The organism is Hoeflea sp. YIM 152468 (genome assembly GCF_029210485.1).
In the GTDB taxonomy this organism is placed as follows: Bacteria; Pseudomonadota; Alphaproteobacteria; order Rhizobiales; family Rhizobiaceae; genus Hoeflea.
Genome location: NZ_JARGET010000011.1, coordinates 35923 through 55356, shown reverse-complemented (window position 1 = coordinate 55356; position 19434 = coordinate 35923). Strand labels below are relative to the sequence as shown.

The 19434-nt window shown below is 60.4% G+C and carries 22 protein-coding genes; 14 read left to right on the top strand and 8 right to left on the bottom strand.

Annotated elements, in window-relative coordinates:
- Positions 1-27 precede the first annotated feature (27 nt).
- The 4 genes from PZ897_RS05430 to PZ897_RS05415 form a co-directional block, all read right to left on the bottom strand.
- Complete coding sequence (locus PZ897_RS05430) at positions 28-2076, bottom strand: VWA domain-containing protein (protein ID WP_275750613.1); 2049 nt, start codon at positions 2074-2076, stop codon at positions 28-30.
- On the bottom strand, positions 2073-2639 hold the full coding sequence (locus PZ897_RS05425; RefSeq protein WP_275750611.1) for an RNA polymerase sigma factor: 567 nt from the start codon (positions 2637-2639) through the stop codon (positions 2073-2075). The genes PZ897_RS05430 and PZ897_RS05425 overlap by 4 nt, the downstream gene beginning before the upstream one ends.
- 70 nt (positions 2640-2709) lie before the next feature.
- Positions 2710-3438: a ferredoxin gene (locus PZ897_RS05420; protein WP_275750609.1), complete on the bottom strand. Its 729-nt coding sequence runs from the start codon at positions 3436-3438 to the stop codon at positions 2710-2712.
- A 100-nt stretch (positions 3439-3538) separates the two neighbouring features.
- On the bottom strand, positions 3539-5128 hold the full coding sequence (locus PZ897_RS05415; protein WP_275750607.1) for a trimethylamine methyltransferase family protein: 1590 nt from the start codon (positions 5126-5128) through the stop codon (positions 3539-3541).
- Between the two features lie 252 nt (positions 5129-5380).
- On the opposite strand from PZ897_RS05415, the gene PZ897_RS05410 reads away from it, so the two are divergent.
- The gene (locus tag PZ897_RS05410) at positions 5381-6079 is read left to right on the top strand and encodes a B12-binding domain-containing protein (protein WP_275750605.1); all 699 of its coding nucleotides are present in this window, start codon (positions 5381-5383) and stop codon (positions 6077-6079) included.
- A gap of 124 nt (positions 6080-6203) precedes the next feature.
- Here the strand turns inward: PZ897_RS05410 and PZ897_RS05405 are convergent, their stop codons facing one another.
- The gene (locus PZ897_RS05405; RefSeq protein WP_275750603.1) at positions 6204-6335 is read right to left on the bottom strand and encodes an EncA/B family entericidin; all 132 of its coding nucleotides are present in this window, start codon (positions 6333-6335) and stop codon (positions 6204-6206) included.
- A 78-nt stretch (positions 6336-6413) separates the two neighbouring features.
- Here PZ897_RS05405 and PZ897_RS05400 point away from each other — a divergent pair, with 78 nt between their 5' ends.
- Positions 6414-7031 carry a DUF1638 domain-containing protein gene (locus PZ897_RS05400; RefSeq protein ID WP_275750601.1) on the top strand — a complete coding sequence of 206 codons (618 nt, stop codon included), beginning with the start codon at positions 6414-6416 and terminating at the stop codon, positions 7029-7031.
- Positions 7032-7176: 145 nt separating this feature from the next.
- The gene (locus PZ897_RS05395; RefSeq protein WP_275750599.1) at positions 7177-7821 is read left to right on the top strand and encodes an exopolysaccharide biosynthesis protein; all 645 of its coding nucleotides are present in this window, start codon (positions 7177-7179) and stop codon (positions 7819-7821) included.
- A 98-nt stretch (positions 7822-7919) separates the two neighbouring features.
- Here the strand turns inward: PZ897_RS05395 and PZ897_RS05390 are convergent, their stop codons facing one another.
- Positions 7920-8519 carry a hypothetical protein gene (locus PZ897_RS05390; protein ID WP_275750597.1) on the bottom strand — a complete coding sequence of 200 codons (600 nt, stop codon included), beginning with the start codon at positions 8517-8519 and terminating at the stop codon, positions 7920-7922.
- Between the two features lie 242 nt (positions 8520-8761).
- On the opposite strand from PZ897_RS05390, the gene PZ897_RS05385 reads away from it, so the two are divergent.
- From PZ897_RS05385 to PZ897_RS05345, 9 genes are all read left to right on the top strand, one after another.
- Positions 8762-9532 carry a formyl transferase gene (locus PZ897_RS05385; RefSeq protein WP_275750595.1) on the top strand — a complete coding sequence of 257 codons (771 nt, stop codon included), beginning with the start codon at positions 8762-8764 and terminating at the stop codon, positions 9530-9532.
- A 141-nt stretch (positions 9533-9673) separates the two neighbouring features.
- Entirely contained in the window at positions 9674-9979 is a 306-nt protein-coding gene (locus tag PZ897_RS05380; protein WP_275750593.1) for a virulence factor, read from the top strand.
- Positions 9972-10562 carry a methylenetetrahydrofolate reductase C-terminal domain-containing protein gene (locus tag PZ897_RS05375; RefSeq protein WP_275750591.1) on the top strand — a complete coding sequence of 197 codons (591 nt, stop codon included), beginning with the start codon at positions 9972-9974 and terminating at the stop codon, positions 10560-10562. The genes PZ897_RS05380 and PZ897_RS05375 overlap by 8 nt, the downstream gene beginning before the upstream one ends.
- Positions 10559-11659 carry a methylenetetrahydrofolate reductase gene (locus PZ897_RS05370; protein ID WP_275750589.1) on the top strand — a complete coding sequence of 367 codons (1101 nt, stop codon included), beginning with the start codon at positions 10559-10561 and terminating at the stop codon, positions 11657-11659. The genes PZ897_RS05375 and PZ897_RS05370 overlap by 4 nt, the downstream gene beginning before the upstream one ends.
- Positions 11660-11737: 78 nt before the next feature.
- Positions 11738-12697 (top strand): methyltetrahydrofolate cobalamin methyltransferase, encoded by a 960-nt coding sequence (locus tag PZ897_RS05365; RefSeq protein WP_275750587.1) that lies wholly within the window; start codon positions 11738-11740, stop codon positions 12695-12697.
- Positions 12698-12704: 7 nt separating this feature from the next.
- Positions 12705-14744 (top strand): ASKHA domain-containing protein, encoded by a 2040-nt coding sequence (locus tag PZ897_RS05360; protein ID WP_275750585.1) that lies wholly within the window; start codon positions 12705-12707, stop codon positions 14742-14744.
- Positions 14745-14840: 96 nt separating this feature from the next.
- Positions 14841-15044, top strand: coding sequence for a mercury resistance system transport protein MerF (merF, locus tag PZ897_RS05355; protein WP_275750583.1), 204 nt, complete (start codon positions 14841-14843; stop codon positions 15042-15044).
- Positions 15041-15259 carry a GDCCVxC domain-containing (seleno)protein gene (locus tag PZ897_RS05350; protein WP_275750581.1) on the top strand — a complete coding sequence of 73 codons (219 nt, stop codon included), beginning with the start codon at positions 15041-15043 and terminating at the stop codon, positions 15257-15259. Before merF ends, PZ897_RS05350 begins: the two co-directional genes overlap by 4 nt.
- An 87-nt stretch (positions 15260-15346) precedes the next feature.
- The gene (locus PZ897_RS05345) at positions 15347-16528 is read left to right on the top strand and encodes an MFS transporter (RefSeq protein WP_275750579.1); all 1182 of its coding nucleotides are present in this window, start codon (positions 15347-15349) and stop codon (positions 16526-16528) included.
- 11 nt (positions 16529-16539) lie between these two features.
- Here PZ897_RS05345 and PZ897_RS05340 read toward each other — a convergent pair whose 3' ends face one another.
- Entirely contained in the window at positions 16540-16905 is a 366-nt protein-coding gene (locus PZ897_RS05340) for a hypothetical protein (protein ID WP_275750578.1), read from the bottom strand.
- Positions 16906-17034: 129 nt separating this feature from the next.
- Positions 17035-17940 (bottom strand): LysR family transcriptional regulator, encoded by a 906-nt coding sequence (locus PZ897_RS05335; protein ID WP_275750577.1) that lies wholly within the window; start codon positions 17938-17940, stop codon positions 17035-17037.
- Positions 17941-18059: 119 nt separating this feature from the next.
- Between PZ897_RS05335 and PZ897_RS05330 the strand changes: the two genes are divergently transcribed.
- Both PZ897_RS05330 and PZ897_RS05325 read left to right on the top strand, forming a co-directional pair.
- Positions 18060-18248, top strand: a complete 189-nt coding sequence (locus PZ897_RS05330; RefSeq protein ID WP_275750576.1) for a hypothetical protein — start codon at positions 18060-18062, stop codon at positions 18246-18248.
- A 118-nt stretch (positions 18249-18366) separates the two neighbouring features.
- Complete coding sequence (locus PZ897_RS05325; RefSeq protein WP_275750574.1) at positions 18367-19368, top strand: GlxA family transcriptional regulator; 1002 nt, start codon at positions 18367-18369, stop codon at positions 19366-19368.
- The last annotated feature ends 66 nt before the right edge of the window (positions 19369-19434 follow it).

Here is a 19434-nt window from a genome sequence, read left to right as displayed (position 1 = left end):
GGCATTACCGCCAGCCCTCATCATTGCTTACTGACCGAGGCGTTCTGCCAGCCTCACCAATTGCAGGAATTCCGACCGGTAGCCAAAGGGATCGGTACCGCGCGCCTCAGACGCGATCTGTTCAATGGCGTCGTAGCTGTAGGATGCAACTGCATCGACCTTACGCAACTTCTGTCCGAACGCTGCCACCGCAATCGAAAACCGGACATCCTCTGACGCAGAATTGAAATCGCTGACTTCATTTTTCATCGTCGCCGGGATTTCCGTAAGCTTGCTTTGCGCCTCACCCGGTGCTTTTGCCCGGATCCTGAGGAACGCGTACTCATCGCCGTGCCCGGATTCAGCCCCCGGCGCAGGCGCAGGTTTTGCCTCGCCGTAACGCAAATCACTGGTCAGCACCGCCGGGCTTCCCACCGGGGTAATTTCATAGATCGCGGTGACCGTATGCCCAGAGCCGATCTCGCCCGCATCCACCCGGTCATTGTTGAAATCCTCGCGTTTGAGCGCGCGCGTCTCAAACCCGATCTGGCGGTACTCCGCCACCACTGCGGGATTGAACTCGAGCTGAAACTTCACGTCCGAGGCGATCGGAAACAGCGACGCCGAGGCTTCCTGCACCAGCGTCTTTTCGGCTTCCGACAACGTGTCGATATAGGCGGCCACGCCATTGCCGTTCTGGGCGATCGTCTGCATCAGCTGGTCGTTGTAGTTGCCCTGACCGAAACCGAACACCGACAGGAAAACGCCGCCTGCGCGCTTCGCCGCGATCATCGATTTGAGAGCCTCATCGTCGCTGGGACCAACGTTGAAGTCTCCGTCAGTGGCCAGCATCACCCGGTTCACGCCGTTTTTGACAAAGCCTTTCTCGGCCAGTCTGTAGGCTTCCTGCAGCCCCCTGGCACCGGCTGTCGAGCCGCCCGGGCGAAGCCGCTCCATCGCATCCAGAATTTCCTGCTTTTCGGCAACACGGATCGGCTCGAGAACCGTGCCCGCCTCCCCGGCATAGGTGACGATCGAAACCGTGTCGTCGGGCTCGAGCGTGTTGAGCAGAAGCCGGAAGGCCGATTTCAGCAATGGCAGCTTGTCCGCCGCATTCATCGAGCCCGACACATCAATCAGGAACACCAGATTGGCCCGCGGCCGTTCAACTGGCGCGATATCGTATCCCTTCACCCCCACATGCAGAAGCTTGGTGTTCTCATTCCACGGCGTCGGCGTCACCGTCACCGTTGCCCGGAACGGCGTTTCGGCTGTATCCGGGCCGGGGTAGCCATAGGGAAAATAGTTGACCAGCTCCTCGACCCTGACTGTCTGCGGGTCGGGCAGATAGCCCTGTCGCAACGCCTGGCGCATCAGGGCATAGGACGCCGTATCCACATCGGCGGAAAAGGTTGACACCGGTTCTTCTGCCACCGGCGTTACGCCGTTGCTCTCGAAACTCTGCACCCGGCCCTGTTCAGCTTCCGCCTCCGGCATCGCGGAGGGCTGCAAGGAATGCTGATCGGCCTGCACAGCAAAGTCTTGCCGTGCCAGGCCGCTCACCGCCGGGCCCGTTGACTGCTGCGACAACGCACCAGCCGGCTTCATGGCGCGCTTGGCCACCGGCGTATCAGACGGCTGAGGCACCGGCGCCATCTCAGCAGGCGCCACATGTATCATGGCATCAGGTGCCGTGTCCGTCAGCGCCCTGTCCCGTTGTTCGAGATCAGACTGCAAGGGACTCTTCGCCGCTTTTTCGGGACCCGTGCGCGTGCCCGCATCCAGAGCAGCAGAATCCTCGGGCCGCCAGCCCTGCTGGTCCTGCACGATCTGCCAGGTCATGTAGGCCGCCGCAGGCAGGATCATCAATGTGGCAAGGATCGAGCCCGCCAAATAGCGCTGTTTCATCAGTCCACTCCATATCGAGGTTGCGATATGGATAAGACGCCGGCCTGCAGCCGATCCTTGGGCTGTGTGGTGCTTTTCCTGTGCTGATTGCTCATAGGCCTGCATCGCCGCGCCGAGCGCCTGGCGTTTTGCGGCGTCCCGGGGAGCCGGTGCGCCCTGCGCCAGTTTCTCGAGATCTTGCTCAATCATGTCTCGTCTCCAGGCTCGCCAAGCAGCCGCTTCAGCCGCTTCCGCGCCGTGTGCAGATGATAGGAAATCGTGGTTTCGGCGCAGCCCATCACCACGGCGGCCGCGGCGTGGGTCATTTCTTCGCCATAAACCAGAAGCACGGCATCGCGCTGCTTTTCCGGCAGGCTGCGAACCGCAGCCCACAGATGATCGCCATCGCCTGCAGCATCCTCTTCCTGCTCCTCCCCGAGAGCCATGGCATGAACCGACCAGGCCTTCGTCCGGCGCACTTCCCGCGCCATCGATCGGGCATGGTCATGCGCCGCATTGATGGTCAGGCGATAAAGCCAGGTCCTCAAGGCGCTTTCGTTGCGCCAGGTGCGGATCGTGGCCCCAAGCCGCAAACAGACATTCTGCGCAATGTCTTCCGCCGCAGAGCGGTCGCGGCACCATTTCCAAGCCACACGATGAATAAAGTCGTAGTGACGTTCAACCAGCAGGGCAAAGGCCGCACGGTCGCCATTCGAAGCCAGCGTGGCTAGCGTCTGGTCCGCCGGTTCGTCGATCCGGGTCGGTGGTTCCATGCGCGCACTCGTCTCCATCATCAAAGCTATGACGACTCGAATCCGGCAATCCTTGGGTGCCGCTGCATTTTTATGCAAAGGCTGTCATGTAGAACCGGATTTGTGCTGCACTGTAGCGATAGGTCTGCCCCACTGGGCAGGCTTCGCGCGCCAGACACCCAGACGTCATGCAGCCTTGCTGACCCGCGACTGTATTCAAGTGGTCGCGGCAGGCAGTCACCGCCAGACCATCCGGCTTAAACGCATCGACCGGACAGCGCGTGAGGCAGGGCTTGGTGGCACAGCTGTCGCACGGGTGTGTGGTGATTTGTCTCAGCCGGGCAACGTCCTCCGGCCACCCCGACACATCCAAGGCGCTGAACAGGATGGCACCGCGATAGCCATGCCACAATCCATAGACGGGATGAATCAACATCCCCAACGGCGAGGCTTTCAGCCCCTCGGCGGCCATCCCCCATTGCTGAAACGGACGCCAGGGTTTGTCGGAAGGAAACACCGCCTCCCCGCCAACAGCCCGAGCGATCGGTGTGATGACGGATTTCGACCAGCTGTCGAGCGGCTCGCGCACCCCGGAATTCAACCGGTGCCACGCGGCGAATATCGGCCAGAACCCACCGCCGCCATGCCCGACAAGACAGACGGCATGGGCAGGTTCGCCTGCGGCAAGACAAAGCCCGGCTTTCGCGAGCGGCGATTCGCCATCCGGCACCACCCAGCCACGGATGCACAGGCCGTATGCCGCCAAAGCACCTGCAAGCAGCGAATTTATCCGCCGATCCGGTGCAATGACGTTAGCCACCACGCCCCCGGCCCTTGAACGCGGACCGCCAGACCTCCTTGTGAATGAGGCTTGCGACCTTATCCTGCCCGCCTATCTCCCTGGCGCTACCGGGCTGTGTTCATGTGAAGGCGTCGGGCATCGAATCCTTGCGCATCGCGATGTAGTCGAGCAACGCCTGATCAATCGCCGGATTCAGCTCCGGCGCCACATAGCTGTCGAGCCAGGACCGGCACAGGCTACGGGCGCGCTCCTCAATCCGCTTTTCACCCTCCGCCAGCCATTGCTCGTAGGAATTATTGTCGGCCAGCGACGAGCGGAAGAATGCCTGCTGGAAATTGGCCTGAGTATGGGCGCAACCGAGATAATGGTTGCCCGGTCCGACCTCTGCAATCGCATCCAGTGCCTGCCCGGTTTCCGACAGATCAATGCCTTCGGCGAAACGCTGTTGCATGCCCAGCTGATCGACATCGATCATGAATTTTTCATAGGAACTGACCAGCCCGCCCTCAAGCCATCCGGCCGCGTGCAAGGCAAAGTTGGTTCCCGCCAGCAGGGTCATGCTCAGCGTCGCCGCGCTCTCATGCGCAGCCTGCGCGTCGGTGATCTTGGAACCGCAGAGCGATCCCCCGGTGCGGAACGGCAGTTTCAGCCGGCGCGCCAGTTGCGCGGCGCCATAGGAGACCAGTGCCGGCTCCGGCGTTCCGAAGGTCGGCGCGCCTGACTGCATCGAGATCGACGCAGCGAAGGTGCCGAACAGCACCGGCGCACCGGGCCTGACAAGCTGGGTGAAGGCGGCGCCCGCCAGCACTTCGGCCAGTATCTGGGTCAGGGTGCCGATTACCGTCACCGGGCTCATCGCGCCGGCAAGAATGAAGGGCGAGACCACGCACGCCTGATTGTTGCGGGCATAGACCTTGAGCGCGCCAAGCATGGTTTCATCAAACACCATCGGCGAGTTGGCGTTGATCAGATTGAGCGTGACGCAATTCTGGTCGACGAATTCGGCGCCAAACAGAATCTTGCACATCTCGATCGTGTCTTCGGCCCGTTCCGGCGCGGTCACCGAGCCCATGAATGGCTTGTCGCTGTATTTCATATGGCTGTAGACCATGTCGAAATGGCGCTTGTTGACCGGCACATCGACCGGCTCGCAGACGGTTCCGCCGGAATGGTGCAGCGACGGCGCCATATAGGCCAGCTTGACGAAATTGCGGAAATCCTCGATCGTCGCATAGCGGCGCTCGCCATCAAGATCGCGAACGAAGGGCGGACCGTAGACCGGCGCAAAAACCGTGGCCTTGCCACCGATCTGTACCGAGCGGGCGGGATTGCGGGCGTGCTGGGTGAACACTTCAGGCGCGGTCTTCAGCAGTTGGCGGCACAGTCCTTTCGGAAACCGGACCCGCTCACCCTTGACATCTGCACCGGCCTCGCGCCACAGCGCAAGCGCCTCCGCGTCATCGCGAAATTCGATGCCGATTTCCTCGAGAATCCTATCGGCATTGCGTTCGATCAGGCTGAGGCCCTCCTCGTCCAGCACCTCGTATTCGCCCAGCTTGCGCTGGATGAAGGGCATGGATTGACCGGGGCCACCGCCGGAGCGAAGCGCCCGGCGCCCTGCGGCACCTTTGCCGCGTCGCCCTGCCGCCGCTTCCGGCGCTGCATCCTGAGCCAGTTCAGGGGTGGAAAGCGTGTCTGGATTCACCATGAAAAGCCTGCTTATTCTAGATTGGCGCACCATCACGCCTGACATGCCATGCTAGCCAAAAGAAGACCCCGCACCTTCCTCTCAGCGCCAAGCCCTGGCGCTGCAGGAATATTGAGCAAAAAGCCTCTCAGTCGCTTTTTCCGACATGCGCGTCGTTTTCAAGGAACTTTTTGCAAACGATCGCCTATATCGCTATGCACAAGGGGTCTGGTGCGTCGAACCACTCGATAGGTGCATTCAAGGGAAAAGCCAATGTCTGACGAAGAAATTATCCTGTCCGAACTCTCCGATGATGAACTTGTTCAGCAGATGCATGACGACCTCTATGACGGGCTCAAGGAAGAAATCGAGGAAGGCACCAATATCCTGCTCAGCCGCGGCTGGACTCCCTATGATTTGCTGACCGAGGCTCTTGTCGAGGGCATGCGCATTGTTGGCGAAGATTTCCGTGACGGAATTCTGTTTGTGCCGGAAGTGCTGATGAGCGCCAATGCCATGAAGGCCGGCATGTTCATCTTGCGGCCGCTTCTGATCGAAACCGGCGCACCAAAACTCGGCAAGATGGTCATTGGTACCGTCAAGGGCGACATTCACGATATCGGCAAGAACCTCGTCGGCATGATGATGGAAGGTGCCGGCTTCGATGTCATTGATCTTGGCATCAACAACCCTGTCGAAAAATACATCGAGGCGATCGAACGCGAGCAACCCGATATTCTCGGCATGTCGGCACTGCTGACGACCACCATGCCCTACATGAAGGTCGTCATCGACACGATGAAGGAAAAGGGCATCCGAGATGATTTCATCGTTCTGGTCGGCGGAGCGCCGCTCAACGAGGAATTCGGCAAGGCCGTGGGCGCCGACGCCTATTGCCGTGATGCCGCCGTTGCCGTCGAGACAGCCAAGGAGCTGATCAAGCGCCGCCACAACCGTCTCGCCGGCGCCTGACCCGACTTCCAGGCGCGCTTCCACTCAGCTCAAATGCGCGGAAGCGCCCTCGATGATCGTCCGCCGCAGACGGGCAGTCCGCAATTTGTCTTGGATTTGCCCCGTGTTGCTGCGTGCCGTCCGGCTAGCCGGTCACAGCATCGCCGACTGCAACAACTGATTCCTTCACGTCCTTTCCAACGCCGCGTATCGTGTTGGCGCAGGAGGCAAGCGTGAGGGCGATAATGAACAGGGTTGCAATCTTGAAATGTGTCATGGTCAACTGAACTCCGAATTGGGTGCAGCCGTAGCGGCTGTTGCAATAAGGCATGTAGCGGAGACGAAAGGCAAACTGATGGCAAAGCACCCGGATGCGGCCGGCTACGCCAGAAAAACCGTGCGGGTCATCGCCTGCGGCATGATTGGCCGTGAAGTTTTGGCCGTCACCCGGCAGCTTGGTCACGACCATGTCGATTTGAAGTGCATCGACGCGAATTTTCATCACTACCCGGATCGCATTGCACCCGCCGTTGACCGTGCCATCCGCGCGGCCCGCGAAGAAGGTTTCGAACACATTTTCATCGGCTATGCAGATTGCGGCACCGGCGGCGATCTCGACAAGGTCTGCCAGGCGCATGGCGTCGAACGGATCGCCGGCCCGCACTGCTTTTCATTTTACATCGGCAATCAGGCCTTTGAGGCGGCCGGCGACGAGATGATGACGACTTTTTTCATCACCGATTTTCTGGCCCGCCATTTCGAGGCTTTTCTTGTTCGCCCGCTTGGTCTCGACCGGTATCCAGAGTTGCGCGACACCTATTTCGGCCATTACGACCGGGCACTGTATCTGGCCCAGACCGACGACCCCGAGCTTGACGCAAAGGCCCGCGCTGCCGCGCAACGACTCGGCTTGCGCTTCGAGCGGCGCGATACCGGCTATGGTGATCTGAAACAGGCGCTGGCGCCGCTCTGATCGCGCGAACCGGGTGAGCCTGTACAAGCCAAAAATGTACCCATGAAGATTATTGTCCTGTCTTCAAGAAATGAGACAGCCATTGCCATATTTTTTAAGCAATCCGTGCTTAGATGGAATGAGCTTGTCATTCAGGGTACCCGCAGTGAGTCACCAGTCCGCCATCGCATCCGTTCCTACCGTCAACGCCGGCACAAAGCGCGCTCCTGAAAAGCTGTCGGAGCTGCTCGAGCGCCTGGCCCGCGAGTCAGGCGAACGCATCAGCATGCGCGAAATTGCCAATGCGCTTGACGATCGCTCCTTCGGTGCCTTTCTGCTGGTGTTCGCCTTGCCAAATCTCATTCCGCTGCCACCGGGCGCCACCATGGTTCTGGGCCTGCCGATGGTTTTTGTCGCCTGGCAGATGGTCATTGGCTACCAGAAGGTCTGGCTGCCCCGGGCGCTTGCCGATTACACCATGGAACGGGCCACATTCCTGCGCATGGTCGCACGGGTTTCGCCCTGGCTGCGCAGCGCGGAAACCTGGGTGCGCCCGCGCAACTGGCCGCTTGACGGCGCGATCCGCGAACGGCTGTTTGGCATTTTTGCGCTGATCCTTGCCGTCACCTGCGTGCTGCCAATTCCCTTCGGCAACTGGCTGCCGGCTTTTGCGGTTGCCATCCTCGGCGTCGCGCATACCGAGCGGGACGGAAACTGTCTGGCACTTGGTTGCCTGTTCGGCATCATCTCGATTGCCATTGCCACGCTGGTGGTCACCGCCACCGGCGCCTTGCTGTCGCGCCTGTTCTGATCCACCGCCAAGGCCTGCCTCGCGCACGTGGCTTCCTGTGGCACCTCACATGCGTCGCCCCCGCCTTACTCCACCGCGACCGCGATTGCGCGTCTGCGTCAGACATTGTCTTCGGTTTGAAGGACTTCGAGGTGACGCTTAACGGTCAGCCAGCGCGAGACTGTCTGTTTCACGTCATTCAGGCAAAGCAGGAACAAGACAAGCAACAACAGTTCAAGCCAGAATAAGTCGGAGCTTCCTCGAATGGCCCCCAGAGACAGCAATGATACGAAGAAATCGAACCAGATCACGAATATGACGCCCGTGGCGAATAGAATGACCCCAATCCAAATTCGGGCCACGCAGCCTCGAAGCTCGCTTTCAAGCGCAATCCTGGTCTCGGCCTGTCTTTGACGCTGTTGCGCAATTGTAATTGGGTCTGTCACGACGGCCTCGGAACCGGATTTTCTTTTCCACTCGAAACCTCCAGTAAAAATGACCGCGCCAATCGTCCCGACAGCAAATCCGGCGAAGGGAAAACTAACAAAACTTCCTGTTGTGTTTCCAAGACCCAATGCCGTTCCCGCCAGAACGAGCAAGAATCCGAACGCGATGACAACAGGCGATTTTTCATACATATCGAAATATTCCGCAACCGAATGCGTGAACGCCTCTTGTTGAGAAACCTGTCGGATTTTAGTGTTTTTGGCCGACGTCATCAACCGACACCCGGCAAATGGGCTGCTTGGCGAAGATTCTGATCCCGACAGCCTCGATCTGTGCGCAGCTTTGCCGGCCAATGATCGCGCTGTCTGTTCTGGCCTGACTGCTTGTCAGACCGTGAGAGCCTCTGCGGTTGGCTTTCCCCGAAGATTTGCTGGGGACGGAACCGGGGCGCCGGCTGTAGCCGGTTCTTAACCCTGCCATGCTACAGTCCCGGTCTCATCCAGACGGAAGCGGCATGGTCAAAGCTCACAAGATACTCGTCATCACCGCCGGCGGCCCCTATGCCTGGGCCATCATCAATGCGCTCGCATTGCGTTTTGACGGCCTTGAGGTGGCGCTGGAGCAACCGGAATCAAAAGCCACTTTTCTCAAGCGCAGGGCCCGCAAGATCGGCTGGTTGCAGACCGCTGGCCAATTCGGCACCATGTTCATCTCCCGTTTCGGCAAGCGCTTTGCCCAAGCCCGGACCAACGAGATCATCGCCACCAGCGGCATCCGCACCGAAGTGGCGCCTGAAGTGACGCTCACGCCGGTCTCCTCTGCCAATGACGGCGATTGCCTTCAGCTGATTTCAACGCGAAGGCCGGATGTCGTAGTCCTCGCCGGCTGCCGGATGCTCTCAAAAGCGACCCTGTCCGCCATTCCCTGTCCGGTGCTCAACTATCATTCAGGCATCAATCCCAAATACCGCGGCCTGGCCGGCGGCTGGTGGGCCCGCGCCACCGGCGATCATGAGAATTACGGAACCACCGTGCATCTTGTCGACGCCGGGGTCGATACCGGTGACACGCTCTACCAGACATTTCTCAAACCGCACCCACGCGACACCTTGCTGACTGATTCTCTGGCCATGGCGGCAGCATCCCGTGGCATGGTGATAAAGGCGGTCGAGGATGCGTTGGCGGGAAACCTCGCACCGCAAACCAGCCAGCTTGCCTCCGTCCAGCGGTTTCACCCGCCAATATGGACTTATCTTTGGACCGGTGTATCCAAGGGCTACTGGTAGGTTTCACACCCCCGGATTTGACCCGGCAAGCCGACCCAAATACGTGCTTCATCATTCAGGTCGCTTTTGACGCGCCGCGCGTCGTCGTGAGCGAAGCGGCTGAAAATCCCCATGCGCATTGTAACTCTCAAGGAGACCTCTATGGCCAACTGCATTATCGTCTACTGGCGTGACATTCCAGCTCAGGTGATCATCAAAAAGGGACGGGCCTCGGCCAAGCGAGAACTGAGCCTCAGATTCACCGAGGCGATCGATATGTGCGCGATGCGCACCGGTGCCGCCCAGACCGATGATTATCTCGCCGACTGGCGCCGCGCCGACCCGGTCGAAGTCTCCGACGATCTGGAAGCCGAGGCCGACAAGGCAGCGGCGGAACTGGAAACAGCCTACGACCGGGAGCGCCTGGTGGCGTTGGTCAAGGGCGGAGGCAGGGAGAGCCATGGCTGACCAACCGACCAAACCGACGCAGGCAAGCCTCAACAAGAAGGCGGTCCAGAACACCGCCTACAAACCCTCGGGCGTTTCGGCCACCGGCCGCAATGCCCGGCGGTTCGCTGTCCGGCTCTGGGCGGTCCGCCATTCGCGCGGACTGGAGTGGTTCTACGCCCGTTTCGCAGATCTTTTTCTGCGCCTGCACCCGGTTTGGAAGGCTATTGGTTACGACCGTGCCGAACGGCCGGTCAAGTTCATCGAGAAGCACGTCAAGGGCTTTCTGTTTGACTGCCGCATGTGCGGCCAGTGCGTGCTGTCCTCGACCGGCATGTCCTGTCCCATGAACTGCCCCAAGCAATTGCGCAACGGCCCCTGCGGCGGCGTTCGCGCCAATGGCAATTGCGAAGTCGAGCCCGACATGCCCTGTGTCTGGGTGCAAGCCTGGAACGGGTCGCAACAGATGGTCGAAAATCAGGCCATTCTGACCGTGCAGAAACCGGTGGATCAGTCCTTGCGTGAAACCTCGGCCTGGCTACGGGTGACGGCAACGGCGGCAGCAGACCGCACCGCCGCGGCCGCTCCGGGAGCCCCCCAATGAGCCAGCAGGACTCCAATCCGCTCGATCCCAGCGCCCTTCTCGAGCCTTTGCCCGGACATTCCTCGCTCGGACGGCTGGAGCGGATTCTGCGCCGTGGCGAGTTCGCCGTCACCGCTGAGCTCAACCCGCCCGACAGCGCCAATCCGCACGACGTGTATGAACGCGCGGCAATCTTTGACGGCTGGGTTGACGGCATCAATGCGGTCGACGCCTCGGGCGCCAACGCCCATATGTCGTCGGTCGGCATTTGCGCGCTTTTGACCCGGATGGGCTATGCCCCAATCCTTCAAATCTCCTGCCGCGACAAGAACCGGATCGCCATTCAGGGCGATGTGCTCGGCGCATCCGCCATGGGTGTGCAAAACATCCTGTGCCTGACCGGCGACGGGGTTCAGGCTGGTGACCAGCCCGGCGCAAAGCCGGTGTTTGATCTCGACAGCATGTCGTTGCTTGAAACCATCCGGATCATGCGCGACAACTCCAAATTCCTGTCTGGCCGTAAACTGACCAGCCCGCCCACCGTCTTCCTGGGCGCTGCGATCAACCCGTTCGCGCCACCGCATGATTTCCGGCCGCACCGGCTGGCCAAGAAAATCGCGGCCGGGGCACAATTTGTTCAGAGCCAGTATTGCTACGACATTCCGATGCTTCGCAACTACATGCAGCAGGTGCGCGACATGGGGCTCGACAAGGAATGCTTCATCATGTGCGGAGTCGGGCCTCTGGCCTCGGCTCGAACCGCCAAATGGATGCGGACGAATGTTCCCGGTGTTCACATTCCCGACGATATCATCAAGCGCCTGGAAGGCGCGGAAGACCAAAAAGCCGAAGGCAAGAAGCTTTGCATCGACATCATCAATGAGGTCAAGGAAATCGAAGGCATATCCGGCATTCACGTCATGGCCTATCGTCAGGAAGAGTTCGTTGCCGAGATCGTGCACGATTCCGGCGTGCTCAAGGGGCGGCGGCCATGGCGCAGGGAGTCCAATCCGGTTGACGAAATGGTTGCTGCCCGCATGGAGGAAATCCTTGAGGAACCGAAGCAATTGCCGCATGAAATGGCCGGTGCCGCAGGGGAACCAGAAGTCTCTGACTAAGCCGGAAGGCTTGCATCGTTCGCCTAAACTCTATAACGACATAAACAAATCTTTATGTCTTCACCACAGGGATCGCTCATGACACGCACCATCGTCGCCTCCGCCACCAGAGAAATCATCATCGGCTTTGATCAGCCATTCTGTGTGATCGGCGAACGCATCAACCCGACGGGGCGCAAGAAGCTCGCGGCAGAAATGATTGCAGGCAATTTCGACACGGTTATCAAGGATGCGCTGGAGCAGGTCGCCGCCGGCGCCACCATGCTCGACGTCAATGCGGGCGTAACCTCGGTCAATCCGAACGAGACCGAGCCGGGGCTGCTGGTCCAGACCATGGAGATTGTCCAGGGACTGGTTGACGTGCCGTTGTCCATCGACAGCTCGGTGACCGCGGCCATCGAGGCCGCCCTGAAGATCGCCAAGGGCCGCCCGCTGGTCAATTCGGTCACCGGCGAGGAAGAAAAACTCGAAGCCATTCTGCCGCTGTGCAAGAAGTATGACGTACCTGTGGTGGCGATTTCCAACGACGAGACCGGCATCTCGATGGATCCCGATGTCCGCTTCGCCGTTGCCAAGAAGATTGTCGAACGCGCCATGGATCATGGCATCAAGGCCTGTGACATCGTCGTCGACCCGCTGGTGATGCCGATCGGCGCGCTTGGCGACGCCGGCCGCCAGGTGTTTGCGCTGCTTCATCGGCTTCGCAATGAACTCAAGGTCAACACGACCTGCGGCCTGTCCAACGTTTCGTTTGGTCTGCCGCATCGCCACGGCATCAACACCGGTTTCATCCCGATGGTGATTGGTGCCGGCATGACCAGCGCCATCATGAATCCATGTCGTCCGCAGGAAATGGAAGCCGTGCGCGCCGCCAATGTGCTCAACGGAACCGACCCCAATTGCACCAACTGGATCAAGACCTACAAGGACTACCAGCCGCATGTCGCCGGATCAGCGCCTACGGCGCAATCGTCGTCCGCCGCAGCCGATGGCGGACGCCGCCGTGGCGGACGCGCTGCGCGGTCCGGGGGAGCATAAACCAGCCATGACCGACCACCTCGTTCTGTTCATGCCATCGGGAAAGCGTGGCCGCTTTCCCACGGACACCCCTGTGCTTGATGCCGCTCGCCAATTGGGCGTGCATGTCGAAAGCGTCTGCGGCGGACGCGGCATTTGCGGGCGCTGCCAGGTCGATGTGCAGGAAGGCGTCTTCGCCAAACACGGAATCACCTCGTCCAACGCGCATATCTCGCCATTCGGCGGCAACGAAGTGCGCTACGCCGAAAAACGTGACCTCAAGGAAGGCCGCAGGCTGTCCTGCTCGGCCAAGATCCTTGGCGACCTGGTGATCGATATTCCGCAGGACGCTGTGGTCAATGCTCAGGTGGTGCGCAAGGATTCCGACGGTCGCGTCATCGAACGCAACCCGGCAATCCAGCTGTGCTATGTCGAACTCGAAGAACCCGACATGCACAAGCCGCTCGGCGATCTCGACCGGCTGCTGCTCGAGATCGAGGCTGATTGGGGATACAAATCCCTCCAGGTCGACACCTACCTGCTCGGCCAAGTGCAGAAGATCCTGCGAACCGGCGACTGGAAAGTCACCGCTGTCATCCATGAACCGTTCCAGGGTGAGCCGGCCACGCTCGTAGCCCTCTATCCCGGCCTCAAGAACGAGGCCTACGGCATCGCCTGTGATATCGGCTCCACGACCATTGCCATGCATCTGTCCTCGCTGCTGTCAGGCCGCACACTGGCGTCATCGGGAACATCCAACCCGCAGATCCGCTTCGGCGAGGATCTGATGAGCCGCGTCTCCTATGTGATGATGAACCCCGATGGCCGCGAGGCCATGACCAAAGCCGTGCGTGAGGCGCTCAACGGCTTGATCGACAAAGTCTGCCAGCAAGGCGAGATCGAGCGCACCGACATTCTCGACGCGGTCTTTGTCGGCAATCCGATCATGCATCATTTGTTCCTTGGCATCGATCCGACCGAGCTCGGTGGCGCGCCCTTTGCGCTGGCTGTCTCTGGTGCGGTCAACATCAAGTCCTCCGAGATCGACCTTCCGCTCAACCCCGGCGCCCGGATCTACATGATCCCCTGCATCGCCGGTCATGTTGGCGCCGACGCAGCCGCCGCGACCCTGACCGAGGGCCCGCATCGCCAGGACGAGATGATGCTCCTGGTCGATGTCGGCACCAACGCCGAAATCGTGCTCGGCAATGCCACCCGGACGGTGGCTGCCTCCTCTCCCACAGGCCCGGCTTTCGAGGGCGCCGAGATTTCCTGCGGCCAGCGCGCCGCACCCGGCGCCATTGAGCGCATCCGCATTGATCCCGTCACCTTCGAACCGCGCTACCGGGTCATCGGCATCGAGCCCTGGTCCGACGAGCCCGGCTTCGAAGAGCAGGCCCAGAAAGTCGGCGTCAACGGCGTCTGCGGCTCCGGGATCATTGAAATCATCGCCGAAATGTATCTTGCCGGCATCATCACCGAGGATGGAGTGATCAACGGCGATCTGGCCGCACAAAGTCCGCGCATCATCAACACCGGTCGCACCTTCTCCTATTTGCTCAAGGATGGAGAGCCAAGGCTGATGGTGTCGCAAACCGATGTCCGCGCCATTCAACTGGCCAAGGCGGCGCTATATGCCGGCGTGAAGCTGCTGATGGACAAGCAGGGCATCGATCATGTCGACCGCATCGGTCTCGCCGGCGCCTTTGGCTCGTTCATCGACCCCAAATATGCGCTTGTGCTCGGGCTTGTTCCCGATTGCGACCTCGCTCACGTCAAGGCGGTCGGCAACGCGGCAGGAACCGGGGCCCGCATGGCGCTGCTCAACCGCGATCACCGCCGCGAGATTGAATTGACAGTCAAACGCATCGAGAAGATCGAAACTGCACTGGAATCGAAATTCCAGGAGCATTTTGTCAACGCCATGGCTTTCCCGAACAAGGCGGACCCGTTCCCCAGGCTTGCGGAAGTGGTCACACTGCCCCCGCGCTCGATGGACACCGACAAGGCCGACGGCATTGAGCCCGGCGCAGCCCGACGGCGCGGTGGACGGCGTAACCGCAGTTGATCCCTCCTGTCCCGGCCCTCCGCTAACATGGCGATCTCGAAGACGTGAGATGATTTCGCCCTGCTGCGTTCCTATTATGCAGCAGGGAGAGACTGCATGACCCATCAGACCCTGCTTCGCATCGGCATATTCGGCACAGTGATATCAGCCCTGTGTTGTTTCACCCCTGTACTTGTGATCCTGTTCGGCGTCATTGGCCTCTCAGCCGCCGTCGGCTATCTTGATCTGGTCCTGCTGCCGGCCCTCGCGGCATTCCTTCTGCTGACCATCTACGCGCTCTGGAGGCGCCGGGCGGCATGACACGTCTCCAATCGCAAATCACCTGTCCGTTGTGTGGCCACCGCGAACTGGAGACAATGCCGACCGACGCATGCCAATGGTTTTATGAGTGCAACGGCTGCGGCGCGCAGCTCAAACCGAAACCGGGTGATTGCTGCGTCTATTGCTCCTATGGAACTGTCCCCTGCCCGCCGATCCAGCAAGCTGACACCTGCTGTGGAGAAGCCGGCCCCTGACGATCGCAAGTTTCGGCAATTCGATCTCCAGGCGCTTCAGCCTTTACCCGAATCGAAGTTGCGTCTACGGCGTTGGTGATGCGTTCCATGATCCGATCACCGCTGTTCTTGGTCCTGGCCTTGTGGGCGGCCGGGCTTGGGGCTGCGGCGCAATTTGCCAAGATCGTGGTGATTTTTCCTGAACTCCAGGCCCATTACGGCCAGTTCGGACCGGCATCGGGCTATCTCGTTTCGCTGATTTCGGTGATCGGATTGGTGCTCGGACTGGTTGCCGGCGTCATCGCCATCCAGGTTGGCATGCGCCGTCTGCTGCTGTCCGGGCTGTGTCTCGGCGCAGCAATTTCGGCCTGGCAGGCAACCCTGCCCGGTTTCGAATGGATGCTGGCAAGCCGTCTGCTTGAAGGTCTGTCGCATCTGGCCATCGTTGTCTCGGCCCCGACCCTGATCGCGCAACTGACCAGCCCACGGCAGCAGGGCTTGGCGTTGAGCCTGTGGGGCACCTATTTCAGCGTCGCTTTTGCCTGCATTGCTCTTGCAGCACCGGCGATCCTGGCCAGGTTCGGGCTGGCCGGGATGGCAGCACTTCACGCAGGCTACATGGCAGCCTTTGCGGCCCTCCTGGCCATGCTGTTACCCGATGCGGACCGGCGTGATGCGCCGCCCTGGCCCAGCCTTGGCGATATCCTTCGCCGCCATCTGACGGTGTACACCTCACCCTTCATCGCCGCACCCGCACTGGGCTGGCTGTTCTATACGCTCACTTTTGTCGCAATGCTCGCCATTCTGCCCTCGATGGTCGACCCAGCGCAGCGCGCCTTCGTCGCCGCTGCCATGCCGCTTGCCAGCATCGCCTCGTCCATGACGCTGGGCACCTTTCTGCTCAAGCGCCTATCGGCGGTCGGCGTCATCACCACCGGCTTCACACTTGCCATTGGGCTGGTGCTGGCGGTGTTGCTCTCAGGCCCCAGCCCCTGGCTGCTGATTGCGCTCTTCGCCTGCCTCGGCCTGGTTCAGGGCGCCAGTTTCGCTGCAGTGCCGCAGCTCAACGCATCGGTGGCAGACCGGGCGCTGGCCAATGGCGGCATTGCCCAGACCGGCAATCTCGGCAATGCCCTGGGCACCCCGGCGCTGCTCGCCGTCACTTCCACGAGCGTGGCCGTCGGACTGCCGCTTCTTCTGATCATCTGCTACGGCGCGGCAATCCTTGTGCATCTGGCAATGGCGCGAAGCCGGCACAAATCCCGCTTGGCGTCAACGCGCGGCGTCTGAGGCAGGCGCTGTTACTGCGGCCAGATATATTTGCCGCGCGCCCAGCCAAGTTGGGCATCATCGGTCATCACCTGACACCAGACAGACGCCTTTTTCATTTGGCTGTATTTCCAGTTGACGCTGCCGTAATCATCAATCCGGAACGAGACATTGGTGACGATGTTCTTGCAGCGCCCGGTCAGGCTGATCGCTTCATTGAGCCCATAGGCATCAATGATTTTCGAATAGGCCGCGGGCCATTTGCGGATGTTGAGCGCATCATCGGGCGCGATCGCGATGATCGTGCCGGTGGTGAACGCCGATGATTGGGCAGGAACAGGGCCGGATGCGACGGTGGCGGCAGCAAAGGCCACAATGATGCAACTTGACGGTTTCATGATCTCTCTCCCTCTCGTGGCGCGGTGTGGAACGCGCCGAAGTCTGAAATCTACATTGCGCCACCTGTGCCGCTGCTGAACGACCGGTTCAGATCCTATTCACCATGCTTCTGCCGCAGGCATCAGGGGTCAAAGATCAAACGAGCCGGTCTGGTTGAACCGCTCGAAGCCGGCGCGGAAATGATCGCTGAACGCAGCCACCTGCGGCGACGGGTCAGCCGCCACCTTCAGCAGCAATTGGTAGGCGCCGGGCGATGGGAGACCACAATCCTCGTCAAGGATCTGTACATCATTGCGCAGAAAACTCCGGCCCATCGGGGCAACCGCCAGATCCGACAAAATCGCCGCACGCTGCCCGGCGGAGTGGGATGTCATGAACGCCACGCGATAGGACCTGCCGACTTTCTCCAGTGCCGAAAGCGCATGTTCGCGCCAGATGCAGCCCTCCTCCCACATCGAAACCGGCAAGGGATCAAGCAAATGCGCCTGGCCACCCTTGGCGCCGGCCCAGACGATGTCGTCACGCATCACCACCTCGCCGTCCCCGGGCTGATCGTCCCTGGCGCAACTGACCAGGGCGATGTCAATGTGGCCCAAGGCGAAGCGTTTGGTCAGATTGGAGGACACGTCGATCACCACATCGACAGCCACCGAAGGATGCGATTGGGCAAACAGCTTGAGCACGCTTGGCAACACCGTCTCGCCATAATCCGAGGGAGATCCAATCCTGACGACGCCGGACACATCGGCCGAAACAAAGCGGGACATGGCTTCGCGGTTCAGCGCGATCAGCCGCCGCGCGTAGCCCAGCAGCACTTCGCCGTCGTGGGTCAGCGACACCTTGCGCGCATCGCGCAAGAACACCGAAACCCCCAATTGCTCTTCAAGCCGCTTGATCTGCATCGAGACAGCCGATGGCGTCCTGTAGATCCGCGCTGCCGCTGCCGTAAAGCTGCCGGTCTCGGCAATGGCAACAAAACTGCGCAGAACATCTGGATCCAGCATCAGCAGCGGGTGATTGACGGGTACGTTCATCTCGTTCAATTCCATTGATCGTTGAGGTCAATTCAATTCGATTGCTTGAACGATGCATCAGAGCGATGGTGATGTCAATCCAGCCAGTCTGGACAACAGTCAGAACAGGAGACACACCCATGTTTGGATTTTCTCAAGTTGTCCGCTACGCCCGCCAATGGCGCACCACGCGCCGCCGGATCGCAATGGAGAGCGCGCTATTTCGCTTGCCCGCCGAATTGCAGAAAGACATCGGCTGGCCGGCGATCAAGGACCATTCCCCACCCGCGATCAGCGGCAACCGGGGGGATGCCTGCCCGATGCTGTAAGGACCAGCAGGCCCATGTCGCAAGCATAAAAATATCACTGTCATACCAGTGACAAATCAGTAATTTTATGGCCTGATCGCGACATGGGCCTTTCGGGGGCGTGCAAAAGGAATCGGGCATGCCGACTCTTGGCAAAAACAAGCGTTCATTCGTATTTTTCATGGTTCCGGATTTTTCCATGATCGCTTTCTCCATGGCGATCGAGCCCTTGCGGCTGGCCAATCGGATGCTTGGCATCGACCACTACAAATGGCGCTTGACGTCGCATGATGGACAGCCGGTTACAGCGTCAAATGGCGTACAAGTTGCAGCCAACACATCGCTGGCCGACGAGCGCCGCAGTCTGTCGGGTGAAAACCGCCCGACCATGGTGTTCGTCTGTTCCGGCAGCAATGTTGAACGGTTCAACAACAAATCCGTCCTGGCCTGGTTGCGCGAACAACACAATCGCGGCATTGCCATTGGCGGTTTGTGCACGGGCGCGCATATCCTGGCGATGGCGGGGCTTCTTTCGGGCAAACGCTGCGCCATCCACTGGGAGAACCTGCCAGGATTTGCCGAAGCCTTTCCCAAGGCCAATGTCTTTGCCGATCTCTATGAGATCGATGGCACCATTCACACCTGCGCCGGCGGTACCGCAGCGCTCGACATGATGTTGAGCCTGATCGGCGACGATCATGACGAGACACTGGTCAACCGGATCTGTGAAATGGCATTGACCGACCGTGTCCGCAATGCGCATGACCGCCAGCGTTTGCCGCTGCGCGCCCGCCTCGGCGTTCAGAACGGCAAGGTGTTGTCGATTATCGAGTTGATGGAGGCAAACCTGTCTGAACCGTTGTCGCTGATCGAGATAGCCGACGATGCCGGCCTGTCGCGACGGCAGATCGAGCGTCTGTTCCGCCAGGAAATGGGGCGCTCGCCTGCGCGCTACTATCTGGAAATCCGCCTCGACCGGGCCCGGCATCTGCTGATCCAGTCGCCGATGCCGGTTGTCGAAGTCGCGGTTGCCTGCGGTTTCGTGTCTGCGTCGCACTTTTCCAAATGTTATCGCGAACTGTACAACCGCTCCCCCCAACAGGAGCGCGCAGAGCGCAAACAGTATCTCACTGCGGCCTGAGAGCAAGCGCTTGCCATGCTGCGCCGACGCTCAAGCGGTGGTGCCCGTGTGTGCGGACACCACGCT

Coding starts and splice junctions, on each gene's coding strand:
- PZ897_RS05400 (WP_275750601.1), top strand. CDS start 6,414: ATGGCAAAGCACCCGGATGCGGCCGGCTACGCCAGAAAAACCGTGCGG.
- PZ897_RS05390 (WP_275750597.1), bottom strand. CDS start 8,519: ATGACGTCGGCCAAAAACACTAAAATCCGACAGGTTTCTCAACAAGAG.
- PZ897_RS05405 (WP_275750603.1), bottom strand. CDS start 6,335: ATGACACATTTCAAGATTGCAACCCTGTTCATTATCGCCCTCACGCTT.
- PZ897_RS05415 (WP_275750607.1), bottom strand. CDS start 5,128: ATGGTGAATCCAGACACGCTTTCCACCCCTGAACTGGCTCAGGATGCA.
- PZ897_RS05375 (WP_275750591.1), top strand. CDS start 9,972: ATGGCTGACCAACCGACCAAACCGACGCAGGCAAGCCTCAACAAGAAG.
- PZ897_RS05340 (WP_275750578.1), bottom strand. CDS start 16,905: ATGAAACCGTCAAGTTGCATCATTGTGGCCTTTGCTGCCGCCACCGTC.
- PZ897_RS05365 (WP_275750587.1), top strand. CDS start 11,738: ATGACACGCACCATCGTCGCCTCCGCCACCAGAGAAATCATCATCGGC.
- merF (WP_275750583.1), top strand. CDS start 14,841: ATGACCCATCAGACCCTGCTTCGCATCGGCATATTCGGCACAGTGATA.
- PZ897_RS05335 (WP_275750577.1), bottom strand. CDS start 17,940: ATGAACGTACCCGTCAATCACCCGCTGCTGATGCTGGATCCAGATGTT.
- PZ897_RS05350 (WP_275750581.1), top strand. CDS start 15,041: ATGACACGTCTCCAATCGCAAATCACCTGTCCGTTGTGTGGCCACCGC.
- PZ897_RS05325 (WP_275750574.1), top strand. CDS start 18,367: ATGCCGACTCTTGGCAAAAACAAGCGTTCATTCGTATTTTTCATGGTT.
- PZ897_RS05425 (WP_275750611.1), bottom strand. CDS start 2,639: ATGGAACCACCGACCCGGATCGACGAACCGGCGGACCAGACGCTAGCC.
- PZ897_RS05385 (WP_275750595.1), top strand. CDS start 8,762: ATGGTCAAAGCTCACAAGATACTCGTCATCACCGCCGGCGGCCCCTAT.
- PZ897_RS05360 (WP_275750585.1), top strand. CDS start 12,705: ATGACCGACCACCTCGTTCTGTTCATGCCATCGGGAAAGCGTGGCCGC.
- PZ897_RS05430 (WP_275750613.1), bottom strand. CDS start 2,076: ATGATTGAGCAAGATCTCGAGAAACTGGCGCAGGGCGCACCGGCTCCC.
- PZ897_RS05380 (WP_275750593.1), top strand. CDS start 9,674: ATGGCCAACTGCATTATCGTCTACTGGCGTGACATTCCAGCTCAGGTG.
- PZ897_RS05345 (WP_275750579.1), top strand. CDS start 15,347: ATGATCCGATCACCGCTGTTCTTGGTCCTGGCCTTGTGGGCGGCCGGG.
- PZ897_RS05370 (WP_275750589.1), top strand. CDS start 10,559: ATGAGCCAGCAGGACTCCAATCCGCTCGATCCCAGCGCCCTTCTCGAG.
- PZ897_RS05410 (WP_275750605.1), top strand. CDS start 5,381: ATGTCTGACGAAGAAATTATCCTGTCCGAACTCTCCGATGATGAACTT.
- PZ897_RS05330 (WP_275750576.1), top strand. CDS start 18,060: ATGTTTGGATTTTCTCAAGTTGTCCGCTACGCCCGCCAATGGCGCACC.